The sequence below is a fragment of the Verminephrobacter aporrectodeae subsp. tuberculatae At4 genome (genome assembly GCF_000193225.1).
Taxonomy (GTDB): Bacteria; Pseudomonadota; Gammaproteobacteria; order Burkholderiales; family Burkholderiaceae_C; genus Acidovorax; species Acidovorax aporrectodeae.
The window spans coordinates 1-16,202 of record NZ_AFAL01000354.1 but is presented as its reverse complement, the minus strand read 5'-3'; the positions used below and the strand labels follow the sequence as shown (position 1 = coordinate 16,202).

Annotated in this window: 15 protein-coding genes; 10 read left to right on the top strand and 5 right to left on the bottom strand. The window is 66.9% G+C overall.

Going from position 1 to position 16,202, the window contains the following annotated elements; genetic code table 11:
- Window positions 1-229, top strand: a 229-nt coding sequence (locus VTU_RS34735; protein WP_236610671.1) for a hypothetical protein, incomplete at its 5' end; no start/stop codon positions are given.
- Between the two features lie 103 nt (window positions 230-332).
- Here VTU_RS34735 and VTU_RS0107660 read toward each other — a convergent pair.
- Together VTU_RS0107660 and VTU_RS0107655 are read right to left on the bottom strand one after the other, a co-directional pair.
- Window positions 333-1,880: a hydantoinase/oxoprolinase N-terminal domain-containing protein gene (locus VTU_RS0107660; RefSeq protein ID WP_010102931.1), complete on the bottom strand. Its 1,548-nt coding sequence runs from the start codon at window positions 1,878-1,880 to the stop codon at window positions 333-335.
- Between the two features lie 10 nt (window positions 1,881-1,890).
- The gene (locus tag VTU_RS0107655; protein WP_010102930.1) at window positions 1,891-2,997 is read right to left on the bottom strand and encodes an S-methyl thiohydantoin desulfurase family protein; all 1,107 of its coding nucleotides are present in this window, start codon (window positions 2,995-2,997) and stop codon (window positions 1,891-1,893) included.
- Window positions 2,998-3,259: 262 nt separating this feature from the next.
- Here VTU_RS0107655 and VTU_RS0107650 point away from each other — a divergent pair, with 262 nt between their 5' ends.
- The 6 genes from VTU_RS0107650 to VTU_RS30635 are packed head-to-tail and all read left to right on the top strand — an operon-like array spanning window position 3,260 to window position 9,747.
- Window positions 3,260-4,840, top strand: a complete 1,581-nt coding sequence (locus VTU_RS0107650; RefSeq protein WP_010102929.1) for an ABC transporter substrate-binding protein — start codon at window positions 3,260-3,262, stop codon at window positions 4,838-4,840.
- Window positions 4,841-4,854: 14 nt separating this feature from the next.
- Window positions 4,855-5,865 (top strand): ABC transporter permease, encoded by a 1,011-nt coding sequence (locus VTU_RS0107645; protein ID WP_010102928.1) that lies wholly within the window; start codon window positions 4,855-4,857, stop codon window positions 5,863-5,865.
- A 5-nt stretch (window positions 5,866-5,870) separates the two neighbouring features.
- Window positions 5,871-6,770 (top strand): nickel transporter permease, encoded by a 900-nt coding sequence (gene nikC / locus VTU_RS0107640; RefSeq protein WP_010102926.1) that lies wholly within the window; start codon window positions 5,871-5,873, stop codon window positions 6,768-6,770.
- A 4-nt stretch (window positions 6,771-6,774) separates the two neighbouring features.
- A complete protein-coding gene (locus VTU_RS0107635; protein ID WP_010102924.1) occupies window positions 6,775-7,803 on the top strand; it encodes an ABC transporter ATP-binding protein in 1,029 nt (342 codons plus the stop codon).
- Window positions 7,800-8,789 carry an ABC transporter ATP-binding protein gene (locus VTU_RS0107630; protein WP_010102922.1) on the top strand — a complete coding sequence of 330 codons (990 nt, stop codon included), beginning with the start codon at window positions 7,800-7,802 and terminating at the stop codon, window positions 8,787-8,789. Before VTU_RS0107635 ends, VTU_RS0107630 begins: the two co-directional genes overlap by 4 nt.
- A 49-nt stretch (window positions 8,790-8,838) precedes the next feature.
- The gene (locus VTU_RS30635) at window positions 8,839-9,747 is read left to right on the top strand and encodes a LysR family transcriptional regulator (protein ID WP_010102920.1); all 909 of its coding nucleotides are present in this window, start codon (window positions 8,839-8,841) and stop codon (window positions 9,745-9,747) included.
- Window positions 9,748-9,959: 212 nt separating this feature from the next.
- On the opposite strand, the gene phbB is transcribed toward VTU_RS30635, so the two are convergent.
- Window positions 9,960-10,697, bottom strand: coding sequence for an acetoacetyl-CoA reductase (gene phbB / locus VTU_RS0107620; protein WP_010102919.1), 738 nt, complete (start codon window positions 10,695-10,697; stop codon window positions 9,960-9,962).
- A gap of 376 nt (window positions 10,698-11,073) precedes the next feature.
- On the opposite strand from phbB, the gene VTU_RS0107615 reads away from it, so the two are divergent.
- Complete coding sequence (locus VTU_RS0107615) at window positions 11,074-11,619, top strand: thioesterase family protein (protein WP_201766107.1); 546 nt, start codon at window positions 11,074-11,076, stop codon at window positions 11,617-11,619.
- Between the two features lie 120 nt (window positions 11,620-11,739).
- On the opposite strand, the gene VTU_RS0107610 is transcribed toward VTU_RS0107615, so the two are convergent.
- On the bottom strand, window positions 11,740-12,921 hold the full coding sequence (locus tag VTU_RS0107610; RefSeq protein ID WP_010102917.1) for an acetyl-CoA C-acetyltransferase: 1,182 nt from the start codon (window positions 12,919-12,921) through the stop codon (window positions 11,740-11,742).
- 89 nt (window positions 12,922-13,010) lie between these two features.
- A complete protein-coding gene (locus VTU_RS0107605; protein ID WP_010102916.1) occupies window positions 13,011-14,711 on the bottom strand; it encodes a PHA/PHB synthase family protein in 1,701 nt (566 codons plus the stop codon).
- A 234-nt stretch (window positions 14,712-14,945) separates the two neighbouring features.
- Here VTU_RS0107605 and hpnD point away from each other — a divergent pair, with 234 nt between their 5' ends.
- Together hpnD and VTU_RS26475 are read left to right on the top strand one after the other, a co-directional pair.
- Window positions 14,946-15,785, top strand: coding sequence for a presqualene diphosphate synthase HpnD (gene hpnD, locus VTU_RS0107600; RefSeq protein ID WP_010102915.1), 840 nt, complete (start codon window positions 14,946-14,948; stop codon window positions 15,783-15,785).
- A 52-nt stretch (window positions 15,786-15,837) separates the two neighbouring features.
- Window positions 15,838-16,202, top strand: a 365-nt coding sequence (locus VTU_RS26475; RefSeq protein WP_010102914.1) for an FAD-dependent oxidoreductase, incomplete at its 3' end; no start/stop codon positions are given.

Below are 16,202 nucleotides of genomic sequence, written 5' to 3'. Positions count from 1 at the left end.
CGGGGTTGCGTCCGGCGTGGCTGTCGTGGCCACGGGGGGGCTTGTCTCTGTATTTTTCTCTGCCATGGTGGATATGCATCCCTGCGATTGTTCCAATCTGTATGTGATGAGCGGGCACTGTAACAGATACTGCAATAAATTGCGCAATTTTCTTGCAATCGCCAAGCGCCCCGATTTGGCCAACGACCCGCGCTACGCCTGTTCAACCGGCGCGCAGCAAGAACCATGAATCGACGGCTGCCTGGATCGCGCCATGCCGCCCGTTGGGCATCCCCGTGGCGCCGGTGAGCCCAGCCTGGAAGACCCGTTCGGGAACCCGCAACCGACTCCGCTCAGGGTTGGCCGTCACGGCGGGCGATCTCGCCGACCACGCGCACCCGCGCCCTGACGGCGTTGCCGGGCAGGTAGGCCAGGGGGATATCTTCCTGCTCGATGACGGTGATGCTGCTGGCCTGCGCGCCGGCGGCCACTGCGCGTTCCACGGCGATCGCGCGTGCGCGCTCCAGCAGTTCGTCGCGTCCCAGGTCGAGGAAGATTTGATCGACTTCGCCAGACACCTGCGCAATTGCCGCGCCCACGGCGTTGGCCACGGCGTGGTTGGCGACACGGACCACCTCGGAAAAGCCCGCGACCTGGTCGGGAATCAGCACGGAGCCGCCGCCCACGGCGATGAGCGGCACGCTGCGTGCGCTGCTCTTCATCCGGTCGCAGGTTTCGGCAATGGCCTGGTGGATGCGCGCCAGGGCGCCGCGCACCATCGCGGGGTCCAGGTGCGCCACACGGGCGCGGTCGCCGATGTCCGCCAAGCCTGCGGCGACTGCGATGTCGGTGCAGGTCAGCCGTGCGCCGCCAAACACCAGCGCCTCTTCCAGCAGGCGATGCCCCACGCTGACGGGGCCCAGCTGCAAACTGTGCGGGTCGACCAGGGTGCCTCCGCCGACGCCGATGGACAGCAGGTCCGGCATGCGGAACGCCGTGCGCACGCCGCCCACCTCGACCATATTGTTCGCTTGGCGCGGAAAGCCGTTTTGCACGCAGCCGACGTCCGCCGTGGTGCCGCCCACGTCGCACACGACCGCGTCGTCGATGGCGGCCAGGAACACCGCGCCCCGCATGGAGTTGGTGGGACCCGAGGCGAAAGAATGCACGGGAAAGTCGCGCGCGTTCTCGGCCCGCGTGACGGTGCCGTCGTTCTGCGTCAGGAACAGGGGCGCGCGGATGCCGCTGTCGGCCAGCGCCTGCACGAAGGCGTCGGTGGTCTTGTGCGCCAAGTCGATCAGGGTGGCGTTGAGCAGCGCCACGTTCTCGCGCCCGAGCAGGCCGATGCGGCCCAACTGGTGCGAGTACGTGATGCGGCAATCGGGATGCTCTTGTCGCAGGATTTCGCCGGCGCGCAGTTCGGCTGTGCCGATCAGCGGGGAAAACACGCCGCTGATGGCCACGGAAGACACGCCGGACGCGCGGATGGCGCGCGCCGCGTCGCGCACGGCGCGCTCGTCCAGGGGCATGATTTCGCGGCCGTCGAACTCGTGGCCGCCTTGCACCAGATAGGTCCCGCCATTGACCTTGCGCGCCAGGTCCTGCGGCCAGTCGCAGAACGGCAGCAGCGACGCCGCAGCCGGCAGGCAGACACGCAGCGCGGCCGCCGGTGCGAGGTCGCAGCGCTGCACGACGGCATTCGTGAAGTGGGTCGTGCCGATCATGACGGCCTCGGGCGCCGCCGCCGCGGGGCAGGCCTGGATCAGCGCCGCCAGCGCGCGGCACACGCCGCGGGTGACGTCCCCGGTGGTGGGCGACTTGACGGCGCCCAGGACTTGGTCGTCCTGCACGAATACGGCGTCCGTGTTCGTGCCGCCTACGTCGATGCCGATGTGTTTCATATGGGCTGCCCTACGCGAAGACGCTGCGGTAGTCGAAGCCGAAGCCGAAGGCGCGGGGGCCCACCAATTCCAGGCCGCGCGGGGTGGTGAAGACAGGCGGCGCGGGCAGCGCGAGCACGCTGACGCGCTGGCCGAAGCGCAGCACGTCCGTGCCGATGCCGTCGCCGCTGATGGAGTCGAGCACGCAGATCAGGTCGGGGGTCATCACGTGCGGCAGCCCGTCGCGTTCGCCCACGGAAAACTCGTTCTGGAAATGCAGCGTGTAGCGCGACCCGCGGTCATCGCCAAGGCCCTCCAGCATGGCGTGGCCGCGCAGGAAACCGGCGGTGGTGCGGCGTTCCACGTCCACCACCTTGCCGCTGAACAGGAGCCTGCCGGCGGTTTCCTCGAGCACCGCGCCGATGACGTCGCCATGCTGGCGGCGCGCGTGCAGCACGGCCGCGCCCAGCCGGATCGCCTTGGTGACGGTGTAGAGGATGCCGTAGTCCTTGACCTCGCTGCCGCTGCGCGGCGTCTTGCAGGTCGCCGCCGTGGAGCCCATTTCGACCACCACCTTGCGGCTCAGGCGCTCTACCCAAGTGGCCGACGCCGCGCGCGTGACGATGACTTCGTTGTCGCGGATGTCGGCCACGGCCAGTGGATACATCGGCAGGTCGTTGGCCGCGAAGCTGGTCATCTGCGCCTCCGGGTAGGCGCGCCCCATGCTGTCGGCGTCCACCACCGGCAGCCCCATCAGCGCAGCCACCATGAAGGGCTGCAGGCCGTTGCCGCCGCCGATCTCCAGCGCCATGACGGCGCGAAAACGCGCGCCGCAGTATTCCTCCATCATGCGCACCGGCTTGAGCGCGAAATGCGGGTCGGCCAAGCGCTCCTGCCCGACCAGCGGCGCGCCCATGCTGGACACCACGGCCACGCGGTCGTCGTCGTTCAGGTACATGGGGTCGAGCAGCAGCGCGCGATAGCCCTTCTGGTAGAGCTGGCGCATGTTCAGCAGTTTCTGGTAGGGGTCCCCCCCACCGCCGGTGCCCAGTATCCAGGCGCCCACGGCCAGGGACTCCAGATCTTCGGCGGATACGGCGCGCGTTCCGGTGTGGGTGCTTGCGACTGCGGACAGCATGGTTTGATGAGGGTATGGGTGAACCGGGGTGCCGAACCTTACTTCGACCCCGACGAGCCGGGCAAATTGAATATGCGCATGCCCCGCATAGACCCAAATCATGCGCTGGCGCGCATCCCCGCAGGGGCGGATGTGCGCTTCCTATGTGCTGCGTCTATGTGCCGCATTCTTCGTATTTATTTGCCGATGTCTGGTGCATCTGCAAACATCAAGCACGGCTTTCGGCATCGTGCCGGCAAGCGACATCCAAGGAGAGTTACCAATGCGGCAACGCCTGAGCACCTTCCTGTTGGCCCTGAGCATTGCCTGTGCATCAGCGGCCCCGCATGCTTTCGAGACGGCCAACGGCAAGCGCATCCTGGTCATTGGCGGCCAGCAGGCCGTCTCGGTCATGGACCCGGCGCAAAAATACGATCTGTCCATCCGCACCATTCAGCAGGCCACGTACGATGCGCTGCTCAAGTACGAAGGCGACCCGCCCGAACTGAAGCCCTGGCTGGCCACGTCGTGGTCGGTCAGCGGCGACGCGTCCGAATGGACTTTCCGGTTGGACCCGCGCGCGCGCTTCCAGAATGGCGATCCGGTGGACGCGGCGGCGGTGAAGGCATCCTTCGAGCGCACGCTGAAGCTGAACAAGGGGCCGGCGTGGATGTACGCGGACTTCCTCACGCCCGACAACATGACGGTGGTCGACGCGCATACCATCCGATTCAAGCTGACCCGGCCCTACGCGGCGTTCCTGGGCCTGGTGCCGTGGTGGTACGTCGTGAACGTCAAGGAAGCCATGGCGCATGAAGTCAACGGCGACTCCGGCCAGCAGTGGCTGACCGAGCACAGCGCCGGCTCCGGCCCGTTCCGCGTGAAGCGCGTGGAGCCGAATGCGCTCTACGAACTGGAACCCTGGAACGAATACTGGAAGGGTTGGCCGCAGGCGGAGCGGGCCCGTCTGGGCGGAATCATCTACCGCGTGATGACCGAAAACTCCAGCCGCCGCGCCGCCTTGGTGCGCGGCGAAATCGACATCGCGAGCAGCCTGTCGCCCGAAGATCTGGACCAGCTGGGCAGCGTCAAGGGCGTGAAGATCGAGCGCAAGCCGGGCATGGGCGGCTTCGGCCTGAAGTTCAATACGCAGGGCAAGTACACGGCGGACCTGAACTTGCGCCGCGCGCTGGCCTATGCGTTCGACTATGAGTCGCTGCTGAAAATCTACAACGGCAAGGCGCGCCTGATGGATAGTCCGTTCCCGCCGTCGGTCCTGGGCCATATCGCCGTGCCCGACATGCCGCGCCGCGACATGAAAAAGGCCCGCGCCCACCTGGCCAAGTCGCAATGGCCGCAAGGCGGAATCGAACTGGAATACGTCTACGTGCAGGGGCTGGAAGAGGAGCGCCAGATGGGCCTCTTGCTGATCGACAACCTGAAGCCGCTGGGCATCTCCATCCGCATGGTGCCGCTGACTTGGCCGAACATGGTGGCGCGTGGCTCCAGGGTGGAGACCTCGCCGGACATCTTTGCCGCGTTCACGTCCGCCATGTCGATCGACCCGGAGTCCATTGCCTACCAGTATCACAAGGGCTCCTGGGGCCAGTACTACGGCACCCACTTCCTGAACGATCCGAAGCTGTTCGCGCTGATCGACCGCGCCCGCACGCTGTCTTCCTGGCCCGAGCGCCAGCCCCTGTATGAAGAGATCCAGCGCCGCATCGTGGCGCACCAGCCCGAGGTCTTCGGCATGCTCCGCGACCGCTTCACCGCATCGCGCGACTACGTGCAGGGCCTGCTCGATTCGCCGATCCGCATGGCCGGCGAGTTCGATCTGTATCCGTTGTTCATCGGGCGTTAGGAGGCGCCGGCCCCATGCTGCGCTTTATCGCCAAACGCTCGGCATTCATGCTGCTGATGCTGGCCGGTCTGCTGGGCATCACGTTCACCATCTCGCACGTCGCACCGGGGGATCCGGCGCGTTTGGCCGCGGGGCCCAACGCCACCGAAGCGATGGTGCAGACGATCCGCGCGGAATACGGCATGGACCAGCCGGTGCTGGCGCAGTTCGGCAACTACCTGGGCGGCGTCCTGCGGGGCGACCTGGGGCGCTCCATCACCACCACCCGGCCGGTGTTCCAGGACCTGCTGCGCTACTTTCCGGCCACGCTGGAGCTGGTGTGCTTTGCCATTCTGATGGCCATCGTGGGGGGCCTGACCCTGGGCACCGTGGCGGCGGCCACGCAGAACCGCTGGCCTGACCACCTGATCCGTCTGGTGTCCACGTCCGGCGTGGCGTTCCCGATGTTCTCGCTGGGCCTGCTGCTGAAGTATCTGTTCGCGCAGCACATGGAATGGCTGCCGCTGGGCGGTCGGCTGGACATGCTGAGCACCCCGCCGGAGAGCATCACGGGCTTTCACACCATCGACAGCCTGCTGTCCGGCGATGGGGAGACCTTTGCCTCCGCGCTCCGCTACATGCTCCTGCCGGCGCTCGCGCTGGCCTTTCCGGCGCTGGCGTCCATCGTCCGGGTGAACCGCGCCGAAATGCTCGAAGTGCTGTGCCAAGACTACATCGTGGCGGCGCGCGCGCATGGCGTCGCCGCGTGGCGGGTCATCGCGAAATACGCGCTGCGCAACGCCATGCTGCCCACCCTGGCCATGATCGGCCTGCGCTTTGGCTGGATGCTGGGCGGCACCGTGCTGGTCGAATCGGTGTTCGACTGGCCGGGCATCGGGCTGTATGCCGTGCAGGCCACCATGAACTCCGACTTCCAGCCCATCATGGGGGTCACCCTGGTGTTGGGCGCAAGCTTCATGCTGACCAACTTCGTCATCGACGTTGTCTACGGCATGCTGGACCCGCGGGTCCGCCATCCGGGTTGAGCGCCATGTCCACCACGGCCCTCGCTCCCCCCACCGTGCGCGCGCAGCATGGTCTGGCGCGGCAACTGCGCCTGTACGCGGCCACCTTCGCCCGCAACCAGTCTGCCATGCTGGGGCTGCTCCTCGTGCTCGGCTTCCTGCTGGTGGCGCTGTTCGCGCCCTGGCTGGCGCCGTATCCGGAAGACGCCAGCGGCTCGGTGAAACTGGCGCAGAAATTGCGGCCACCCAGCTCCGCACACTGGTTCGGCACCGATGAGATGGGCAACGATGTCTTGTCGCGCGTGCTCCTCGGCGCCCGCACCTCGTTGCAGATCGGACTCACCATCACCTGTATCGCGGCGTTCATTGGCGTGCCGTTGGGCGTCATCGCGGGCTACTTCGGCGGCCGGGTGCAGGAATGCATCATGCGCGTGACGGACATCTTCCTGTCGGTACCCGGCCTGGTGCTGGCCATCGCCATCGTGGGCGCTCTGGGGCCGGGCATCCGCAACGCCATGCTCGCGCTGTCGCTGGTCTGGTGGCCGGGCTACGTGCGGTTGGTACAGGCGAAGACGCTGTCGCTCAGGAGCGAGGTCTACGTCGATGCGGCGCGCATGATGGGCGCGGGCCCCTGGCGCATCGTGTTCGTGCACATCCTGCCGAACTGCGTCTCGCCCATCGTCATCAAGGCCTCGATGGACATGGGCATGGCCATCCTCAGCGCCGCCAGCCTGGGTTTTCTGGGGCTGGGCGCGCAGCCGCCAGCACCGGAATGGGGCGCCATGATTTCCGTGGGGCGCAATTACCTGCCGCAGTGGTGGTGGTATTCGGTCTTTCCCGGCCTGGCCATCTATCTCACGGTGCTGGGGTTCAACCTCATTGGCGACGGGCTGCGCGACGTGCTCGACCCCAAGCAACGGAGCTGACGCGATGGCCGCTCCCCTGCTCGAATTCGACGATTTCCGCCTGCACTTCGACACCTTCGACGGCTGCTACCAGGCGCTGGACGGCGTCACGCTGAGCATCGCCGCGGGCGAGAGCCTGGGCATCGTGGGCGAAACGGGTTGCGGAAAGTCCGTCACCGCCAAGAGCGTGCTGGGCCTGGTCTCCAGCCCGTCCGCGCGCATTGCGGGCGGCGACCTGCGCTACCGCGGGCAAAGCCTGCTGGGCATCGGGGCCGCCGCCATGCGCCGGATCCGCGGCGTGGAGATCGCCATGATCTTCCAGGATCCGATGAGTTGCCTGAACCCGTTGTTCACGATCGGCGACCAGATGTCGGCAGTGATCGCGGCGCATGACGCCAGCGGGCCCCGCGGGCAACGCCGTTCGGCCCGCCAGCGGCGCAGCCACGCCGCGCACATGCTGGCGCGCGTGCACATGCCCAGCCCGGACACCCAATTGGGCTGCTATCCGCACCAACTCTCCGGCGGCCAGCGCCAGCGGGTGCTGATCGCGATGGCCTTGTCCGGCGCCCCGTCGCTGCTGATCGCCGATGAGCCCACGACCGCGCTGGACGTCACCATCCAGGCGCAGATCCTGGATTTGCTCGACGGGTTGCGGCGCGACCTGGGCCTGAGCATTTTGCTCATCTCCCACGACCTGGGCGTGATTTCCCGCGTCTGCGACCGCGTGGCCGTCATGTACGCGGGAACGGTCGTCGAGACCGCGCCCGTGGAGGCTCTGTTCGAGCATCCCCGCCATCCCTATACGCGCGGCCTGCTCGCGTCGGTGCCGCATCCGCGCAAGCCGGCGCAGATGCTCGCCGGCATCCCCGGCACCGTGCCGAATCTGCTGCATCCCCCTGCGGGCTGCCGCTATCAGGCGCGCTGCCCGCAAGCGCTGCCCGCCTGCGCGCAGCAACGGCCAGCCACCGTGGCGTTCGCGCCGCAGCACAGCGCCGCCTGCCTGCTGCTGGACGAAACGCATGCCGCCGACATGGCTGCCAGGAACCTGGCATGAGCGCACAAGCCGGCGCCACCCGCCCCGCCGCAGCCCCGCTGCTGGAACTGCGCTCGGTATCCCGCGAATTCCGCCTGCACGATGGCCGCAAACTGCACGCCGTCAGCGGCGTGGACTTGGCCATCGAACCCGGCCAGGCGCTCGGGCTGGTCGGCGAATCCGGCTGCGGAAAATCCACCTTGGGCCGGCTGTGCGCCCGGGCGCTGGACCCCACGCGCGGCAGCGTGCATTTCGACGGCCGCGACGTCACCCGGCTGGACGCGCGCGAACTGCGCGCGCTCAGGCGCTCGGTGCAGTTCATCTTCCAGGACCCGCACTCGGCGCTGAACCCGCGCATGAGCATCCTGCGCAGCGTGTCCGAACCCCTGATCCTGCACACCGACCTGCGCGGCGCGCGCTTGCGCGCCCAGGCTGCGGAACTCATGGAAATGGTGGGCCTGCCCGCGCAGTTTCTCGGCCGCTATCCGCACGAGCTTTCCGGCGGGCAGAAGCAGCGCGTGTGCATCGCGCGCGCGATTGCGCTCAGGCCCAGGCTGCTCGTGCTGGACGAACCCACCTCCGCGCTCGACGTCTCGGTGCAGGCGCAGATCCTGGCGTTCCTGAAGGACTTGCAGTCACGCTTTCAACTGTCTTATCTGTTCATCTCGCACAATTTGGCGGTGATCCGGGCCCTGTGCCCGCGCGTGGCCGTCATGTATCTTGGCCGCATCGTCGAGCAGGGCCCGACGGAGGAGGTTTTCGTCAACCCCCGTCACCCCTACGCCGAAGCACTGATCGACGCCATCCCCGTGCCGGAAGGCCGCCAGCCGCCGCGCCGGATCGCGCTGCAGGGCGATATCCCCTCGTCCATTGACCTGCCGCGTGGCTGCGCCTTCGTCTCACGGTGCGGCAAGGCCAGCGCCGGTGTGTGCGACGCGGCGCAACCGGCGCTATACGCCAGTGGCCCCGCCCACGGCGTGCGCTGCCATCTTTACGCGCCGGCCTGATGGCGGCGCATCCGGACCCAAGCGCCCACCGCTGTACGAGTCGCCGGGCATGATTGCGCTACTGGATAAATTCGCCAACCAGCTCGATTGGAATCTGCTGCGCACCTTCATGGTCATCGTGCAGGAGCGCAGCATCACGCTCGCCGCGCATCGCCTGTCGGTCACGCAGCCCTCGGTCAGCGCGGCGCTGCGCCGCCTCGAAGAACGCCTCGAACGCCGCCTGATCGAGCGCGGGGGCGCCACCGCCTTCCAGCCCACCGCCGCCGGCGAAGTCCTGTACCGGCACTGCGCTGAAATCTACGGCGTCATCACCGCCCTGCCGAACGCCCTGGACGCCGCCCACGCGGTCGTGCAGGGCATCGTCACGCTGCATCTCAGCGGCCACGTCCACTGGCAGGAACTGCCTGGCTTGATCGCCGCGTACCGCCAGCAGTTTCCCTTGGTGCGCTTTCGCGTCAGGCGCGGCATTTGCGCGGACATCCTCGGCCAGTTGGCGCAAAAGAACGCCACGCTGGGGGTGGTGTCGGCGCACGACGTGCGGCCCGTATTCACGCGGCGCAAGCTGTTCGACCAGGAAATGGGCCATTACGCCGGAGCCGCTGCACCGGACGAGCGCGCCGCCTCCCTCGACATATGCAACGCGCCGGTCATCGGCTACGAAGGCGAGCAGACCGGCACCCCGCTCGCGGCGCTGTCGATGCACCGGATCCGCGCCGGCCTGGAGGGCGCCACGGTGGCCGAAGCGCCGGATTGCGAGGCGCTGGCGGCATTGGTGCGCGCCGGCGCAGGCATCGGCGCACTGCCGCGCCGGTACGCCAGGGAATGCGCGCGCCTGACGGAACTGCCGCTGGACCCCGTGGTGCTGCCGGTGTACCTGGTGCGTCACGAACAGGTCACTCTGAGCCCGGCCGAGCAGAGCTTTCTGCAATACTTGGACGGGTCTGCCGACCGGCGCTGAGAGCCAGAACATCCAGGAGGCCCCTGGAATTCTTTCGCAGCCCTGTCAACGCAGCCTGCATCGGCCGCGTTGCGGATACATCACAGGAGTTTTCCAACATGCATATCCACCCCATGATGTCCGCCTGGCCCGAGGACGAACGCGACCGCAAGCGCGCACCAGTCCCCTTCTGAAATCTAAAAAAATCCCCCGCCGAGCGGGGATTTTTTTATTCAACCCATGTGCAAACCACCGTTAACCGAGAAATCGGCCCCCGTTGCATAGCCTCCCTCCTCCGACGCCAGCCAGGCGATGATCGAGGCAATTTCGCTCGGCTCCCCCAGGCGCTTGATGGGAACGGTGGCAACGATCTTGTCGAGCACGTCGGGGCGGATCGCCTTGACCATGTCGGTGCCGATGTAGCCGGGGCTCACGGTGTTCACCGTCACGCCCTTGGTCGCGAGTTCCCGCGCCAGGGCCATTGAGAAACCGTGCATTCCGGCCTTGGCCGCCGAGTAGTTGGTCTGGCCCACTTGGCCTTTCTCACCGTTCACCGAACTGATGTTGATGATCCGGCCCCAGCCCTTGTCGACCATGTCCGACACCACCTGCTTGGTGACGTTGAACATGCTGTTGAGGTTGGTCTCGATGACCGCGTCCCAGTCCTCGCGCGACATTTTCAGAAACATGCGGTCCCGGGTGATGCCTGCATTGTTCACCAGCACGTCGATGCTGCCATGCTCTGCCTTGGTCTTGCCAAAGGCCTCGGAGGTGGAGTTCCAGTCGCTCACGTTGCCCACTGACGCGTAGAAGCGAAAGCCCTGCGCGTTTTGCTCCGCGAGCCACTTGGCGTGGTCACGCGTCGGGCCGCAGCCGGCAATGACCTTGAAGCCCTCCTTGTGCAGGCGCTGGCATATGGCGGTCCCGATACCGCCCATGCCGCCCGTGACATACGCAACTTTCTGGTTCATGGGATTCCTCCTTGGTTGGTGTTTCGCATCCCCACACTCTACCGAAGAAATCCGGGCGCCTCGTGAAGGAAAACACCGAAGCCCGGGCTTTTTTCATGGCGACGCACGGGCTTCATGCCCGCGGGTGCCAGACCACGGCTGCCAAACGCGGCGATGCGTGCGGTTCGTGCGCATCACCACCGCCACAGCGGCGCCGTCGTTGATGCCCGGCGTTGCCCGCCGCCACGCTGCCCCGACCTTGTCAAATGCCGGGTGCAGGCTGGCCAACTGGTCCCGGCTGTCCGCCGGTCGGAGTCGCATACGGCCTCCACCGCGGCCTGGCGCACGTCCGCAGCCAGCATCTGACCCATAATGACCTCAGCGTCTGGATGCCTTCATGGCGCGATCCCCGTCGGGAGCAGGAGATATTCAGCGGCGCCACCTATTGAAAATATTTTCCCGCAAGAAAAGAGACAAGGAAGTCAGCAGAATGCGAAACACATTGAAGCCAGGAGATGTATTTTCATGGTCCTATGTGGTCCCATTGAACAAGACCGTCCCGTACCTCTATCCAGAGTCCGAGGAATACCGGAAGATGCCAGAAATCTTTGCCACCGGATTCATGGTGGGATTGCTGGAATGGTGTTGCATCGAGGCCCTGCGTCCGCATCTCGAGGAAGGAGAGGGGAGTTTGGGGACTTTCATCAGCACCACCCATGTGGCGCCAACCCTTCCCGGCATGAAAGTAACGGTAACGGCGCTCTGCGATGAAATTCGCGAAGGCAACAATATCTTCTGGTCGGTTGTTGCACGCGACGACATGGACCTTATTGCCCAAGGGCGGCATGGGCGCCACGTGATAGAAACAGCACGTTTCCAGGCGCGCATGGAGAGAAAGTCTTCCTTGTTCTTGGCGTTATCGCATAAATCCCGAGCCGCATAGCGCGCGTTGGCGCTACGGGGAGGGTCAATATCACCGTCGCACCATGCAGTGGATTACGGATTTGCACCGGATGCGCGCGCAGGCGTGCCCCGGTTTTCCACCACGCCAGCGACCGACGTTTTATCCGCGCTCCAGCGCCAGCGCCACGCCCATGCCCCCGCCGATGCACAGCGCGGCCAGGCCCTTCCTGGCGTTGCGGCGGCGCATTTCGTGCAGCAGCGTCACCAGAATGCGGCAGCCGGACGCGCCGATGGGGTGGCCGATGGCAATTGCGCCGCCGTTCACGTTCACCCGGGTGGGGTCCACGGCCAGTTCCTGGTTCACGGCGCAGGCCTGCGCGGCGAAGGCTTCGTTGAGTTCGAACAGATCCACCTCGGCGGCGCTCCAGCCGGCGCGCTGCAGGGCCTTGCGCGATGCCGGCACCGGCCCCATGCCCATGGTGGCGGGGTCCAGGCCGCTGGTGCCAAACGCGGCGATGCGCGCCAGCGGCTCCAGTCCCAGGGCCGCGGCCTTGCTCGCGCGCATCACCACCACGGCGGCGGCGCCGTCGTTGATTCCCGAGGCGTTGCCCGCCGTCACGCTGCCGGCCTTGTCGAATGCGGGGCGCAGGCCGGCCAGCGCCTCGGCACTGGTCTTGCGGTTCAGGTACTCGTCGGCGCTGAAGACGATGGGATCGCCCTTTTTCTGCGCCAGGCTCACGCCCACGATTTCTTCGGCGAAGCGGCCGGCGTCCTGCGCTGCGGCCGCCTTGTGCTGGCTTTCCAGGGCCAGCGCGTCCTGCATCGCGCGCGTAATACCGTATTGCTTGGCCACGTTTTCGGCGGTGATTCCCATGTGGTATTGGTTGTATGCGTCCCACAGGCCATCGACGACCATGGAGTCGATCAGCTTCCAGTCGCCCATGCGCTGGCCCTCGCGCGAGCCGTTGAGCACGTGCGGGGCCAGGCTCATGTTCTCCTGCCCGCCGGCGACGACGATCTCGCTGTCGCCCCAGGCCACGGCCTGGGCGGCGAGCATCACGGCCTTGAGGCCGGAGCCGCACACGGCGTTGATGGTGAGCGCGGGCGTTTCCTGGGCCACGCCGGCCTTCATCGCGGCCTGGCGCGCCGGGTTCTGGCCCACGCCCGCAGCCAGCACCTGGCCCAGGATGACCTCGCCCACCTGATCGGGCTGCAGGCGCGCGCGCGCCATGGCTTCGCGGACCACGACGGCGCCGAGTTCGCTCGCGGGCGTCTTGGCGAGCGCACCGCCAAACTTGCCCACTGCGGTGCGGGCGGCTGAAACGATGACGATGTCTTCCATGGGAGGGTCCTTTCTTTCCAGGTGGGTGTCGGTGCGGGTTCGTTGCTGCGTTGCCGGGCCTGCGGCGCATGCCGTGCGCGTTGGACGGGTCAGGCCCTTTGCTTGACGTAGCGGCCCGGCGCGGGTTCGATGGCCTTGTACTTGGGCCCTTTGCCGTATGCCTTGGGGGCCGCAATCTGTTTGCCTGCGTGGCCCGCGAGCCAGGCGGACCAGTCCGGCCACCAACTGCCCGGGTGCTCGGTGGCCGCCTGTAGCCATGCGTCGAGGGTCGCGGGGAACTTGCCGTCTGCGCGCATCCAGTGGCTGCGCCGGCCCTTGGCGGGCGGGTTGATCACGCCGGCGATATGGCCCGATGCGCCCATCACGAAGCGCTTTTTCCCGGGCAGCACCTGCGTGGATGCGTAGGCGGCGTGGACGGGAACGATATGGTCCTCGCGGGAGCCGTAGACGTAGACCGGCAGCGTCAGGTGGCGCAGGTCCATCTTCTGGCCGCACACGCTGAGCCGGCCCGGCTTGACCAGATTGTTTTCCAGGTAGAAGTTGCGCAGGTACCAGACGTAGAAGGGGCCGGGCAGGTTGGTGCTGTCGCTGTTCCAGTACAGCAGGTCGAATGGCGGCGGGGTTTCGCCCTTGAGGTAGTTGCCCACCACGTAGTTCCACACCAGGTCGTTGGGGCGCAGAAAGCTGAAGGTCGAGGCCAGGTCCTGCCCCCTCATGAGTCCGCCCTTGCCCATCTGCATTTCGCGGAACTTCACCGAGGCTTCGTCAATGAAGACGTCGAGGATTCCGCTGTCCGAGAAATCGATCAACGTGGTGAGGAAGGTGGCGCTGGCCACGGGCTCTTGGCCGCGTGCCGCGAGCACCGCCAGCGCGTTGCTCAGGATGGTGCCCCCGACGCAAAAGCCCAGCGTGTTGATCTGATCGGCGCCGGTGATGCGCTGCACCCCCTCGATGGCCGCGATGACGCCGTCTTGCACATAGTCGTCCCAGGTCTTGTGCGCCAGGCTGTCGTCAGGGTTGCGCCAGCTCACGACGAAGCTGCGCTGGCCCTGCTCGACGGCGTAGCGGATGAACGAGTTCTCGGGTTGCAGATCGAGGACATAGAACTTGTTGATGCAGGGCGGAACCAGCAGCAGGGGGCGCTCGTACACCTTGGCGGTCAGCGGCTTGTACTCCAGCAACTGGAACAACGCGTTCTCGTAGACCACGGCGCCCTCGGTGCTGGCGACGTTGCGGCCGACCTCGAACAGGCTCTCGTCGGTCATCGACACATGGCCCTGGCCGATGTCGTGCAACAGGTTCTGCATGCCCTTGGCGAGGCTCTCGCCCCGGGTCTCCATGGCCTTTTTCTGCGCCTCGGCGTTGAAGGCCAGGAAGTTGCTGGGCGCCATCGCGGCGACCCACTGCTCCACGCCGAAGCGGATGCGGGAGCGGGTCTTTTCGTCCGCCTCGACCGCTTCGGCCAGGCCCATCAGCGTGCGCGCGTTGAGCAGATAGACCGCCGCGGCGAACGCGGCCACCGGGTTGCCGGCCCAGTCTGCGCTGCAAAAGCGCCGGTCCTGCACCTCGGGCGCGCCCTGCAGGCCCTGGGCCCACAGCGCCTGGGCCTCTTGCAGATACTGCTGCTGCAACGCCTGCAGCTTGGTCTGCGAGAGCGCCAGCGGCGGCGCTGCGGGCAGCTGCGTGCCCAGGTTCAGCTTTTGGAACGCTTGCAGCGCCTGCGTCCAGCTTTGTCCGAGAATCTGCTGGAACTGCTGAGCGCTCGCGGCCCAGGGTGATTCGGAATGCATGCTCGTCTCCCATGAATCTTGTTGCCCGCAGCGGCAGGGCCTGGTGTCCTGCCCCGCCATGCGCGGCGGCAGAACCAGTCGCCAATGTACCTCATCGCCAACGCGTGTCAGGATGCTTGTCGCCTCCGGCGTGCTTTCCCGTGCGTGCGGCGTGGCGATCGCATACCGAACCAAACCAATGGGCACGCCCGGCCCTCGCTTGGAGCGCATTGCGCCATGGGAGAATCCGTTTCCATGACCCCGCAGCAGTACGTTCAGCAAAGGGCTGCGGCCTCGGGCAGCAGTTTTTACTACGCCTTTCTGTTCCTGCCGGCGCCGCGCCGCGCGGCCATCACGGCGTTTTATGCGTTCTGCCGCGAGGTGGACGATGTGGTCGACGAAGTCGGCGACCCGGGCGTGGCGCGCAGCAAGCTGGCCTGGTGGCAAGCGGAAGTGGCGCAGGCCTACGCCGGCCAGCCCAGCCACCCGGCAATGCGGGCCCTGATGCCGCACACCGCCGACTACGGGATCGAGCAGCGCCAGTTGCAGGCCGTGATCGACGGTTGCCGGATGGATCTGACGCAGACCCGCTACCTGGACTTTTCCGGCCTGGAGGACTATTGCCACCTGGTGGCAGGCGTCGTGGGCGAGGTCACGGCGCGCATCTTCGGCCAGACCGAGGAGTGCACCACGCAGTACGCGCACAAGCTGGGGCTGGCGTTCCAGCTCACGAACATCATCCGCGACGTGGGCGAGGACGCGATGCGCGGCCGCGTCTACCTGCCGCTGAGCGAGTTGCAGCAGTTCGACGTGAAGACGCACGAACTCCTCGCGCGCCAGTACTCGGGGCGCTTTCGCGCGCTCATGCACTTTCAATCCGAGCGCGCGCACCGCCTGTACGAGCAGGCCCTGGCCCTGCTGCCCGGCGCCGACCGCCGCGCGCAAAAGCCCGGCCTGATGATGGCCAGCATCTACCGCACGCTGCTGCACGAGATCGAGCGCGCGAACTTCCAGGTGCTGCACCAGCGCATCCGCCTCACGCCGCTGCGCAAGTTCTGGCTCGCGTGGAAGGTGCAGGCCCTGGGCCGGATGTGATGCCCCCCGGCCACGCAGCGCGCGGCGCGCAACCGGCTGCCGCCGTCCGGCCATGAACGTTGCCGTCATCGGCGCGGGCTGGGCCGGAATGGCCGCCGCCATCGCGCATGCGCAGGCGGGCCACCGGGTCACCGTCTTTGAAGCCGCGCGCAGCCTGGGCGGGCGCGCGCGCGCCGTGCCCGGCGCATTGCCCGACGGCACGCCGGTGACGCTGGACAACGGCCAGCACGTCCTCATCGGCGCGTACACGGAGAGCCTGCGCCTGATGCAACTGGTGGGGGTGGATATCGACAAGGCCCTGCTGCGCCTGCCGCTCACGCTCCAGTTCCCCGACGGCCAGGGGCTGCGGCTGCCCCGCCTGCCGCCGCCGCTGGACGCATTGCTCGGAATCGCCCGTGCCCGGGGCTGGAGCGTACG

What these genes read in the sequence shown, in the direction of transcription:
- hpnD (WP_010102915.1), top strand. Translation starts at nt 14,946, where the DNA reads ATGACCCCGCAGCAGTACGTTCAGCAAAGGGCTGCGGCCTCGGGCAGC.
- VTU_RS0107635 (WP_010102924.1), top strand. Translation starts at nt 6,775, where the DNA reads ATGGCCGCTCCCCTGCTCGAATTCGACGATTTCCGCCTGCACTTCGAC.
- VTU_RS0107645 (WP_010102928.1), top strand. Translation starts at nt 4,855, where the DNA reads ATGCTGCGCTTTATCGCCAAACGCTCGGCATTCATGCTGCTGATGCTG.
- VTU_RS0107650 (WP_010102929.1), top strand. Translation starts at nt 3,260, where the DNA reads ATGCGGCAACGCCTGAGCACCTTCCTGTTGGCCCTGAGCATTGCCTGT.
- VTU_RS0107630 (WP_010102922.1), top strand. Translation starts at nt 7,800, where the DNA reads ATGAGCGCACAAGCCGGCGCCACCCGCCCCGCCGCAGCCCCGCTGCTG.
- VTU_RS0107660 (WP_010102931.1), bottom strand. Translation starts at nt 1,880, where the DNA reads ATGAAACACATCGGCATCGACGTAGGCGGCACGAACACGGACGCCGTA.
- nikC (WP_010102926.1), top strand. Translation starts at nt 5,871, where the DNA reads ATGTCCACCACGGCCCTCGCTCCCCCCACCGTGCGCGCGCAGCATGGT.
- VTU_RS0107615 (WP_201766107.1), top strand. Translation starts at nt 11,074, where the DNA reads ATGGCGCGATCCCCGTCGGGAGCAGGAGATATTCAGCGGCGCCACCTA.
- VTU_RS30635 (WP_010102920.1), top strand. Translation starts at nt 8,839, where the DNA reads ATGATTGCGCTACTGGATAAATTCGCCAACCAGCTCGATTGGAATCTG.
- VTU_RS0107655 (WP_010102930.1), bottom strand. Translation starts at nt 2,997, where the DNA reads ATGCTGTCCGCAGTCGCAAGCACCCACACCGGAACGCGCGCCGTATCC.
- VTU_RS0107605 (WP_010102916.1), bottom strand. Translation starts at nt 14,711, where the DNA reads ATGCATTCCGAATCACCCTGGGCCGCGAGCGCTCAGCAGTTCCAGCAG.
- VTU_RS0107610 (WP_010102917.1), bottom strand. Translation starts at nt 12,921, where the DNA reads ATGGAAGACATCGTCATCGTTTCAGCCGCCCGCACCGCAGTGGGCAAG.
- phbB (WP_010102919.1), bottom strand. Translation starts at nt 10,697, where the DNA reads ATGAACCAGAAAGTTGCGTATGTCACGGGCGGCATGGGCGGTATCGGG.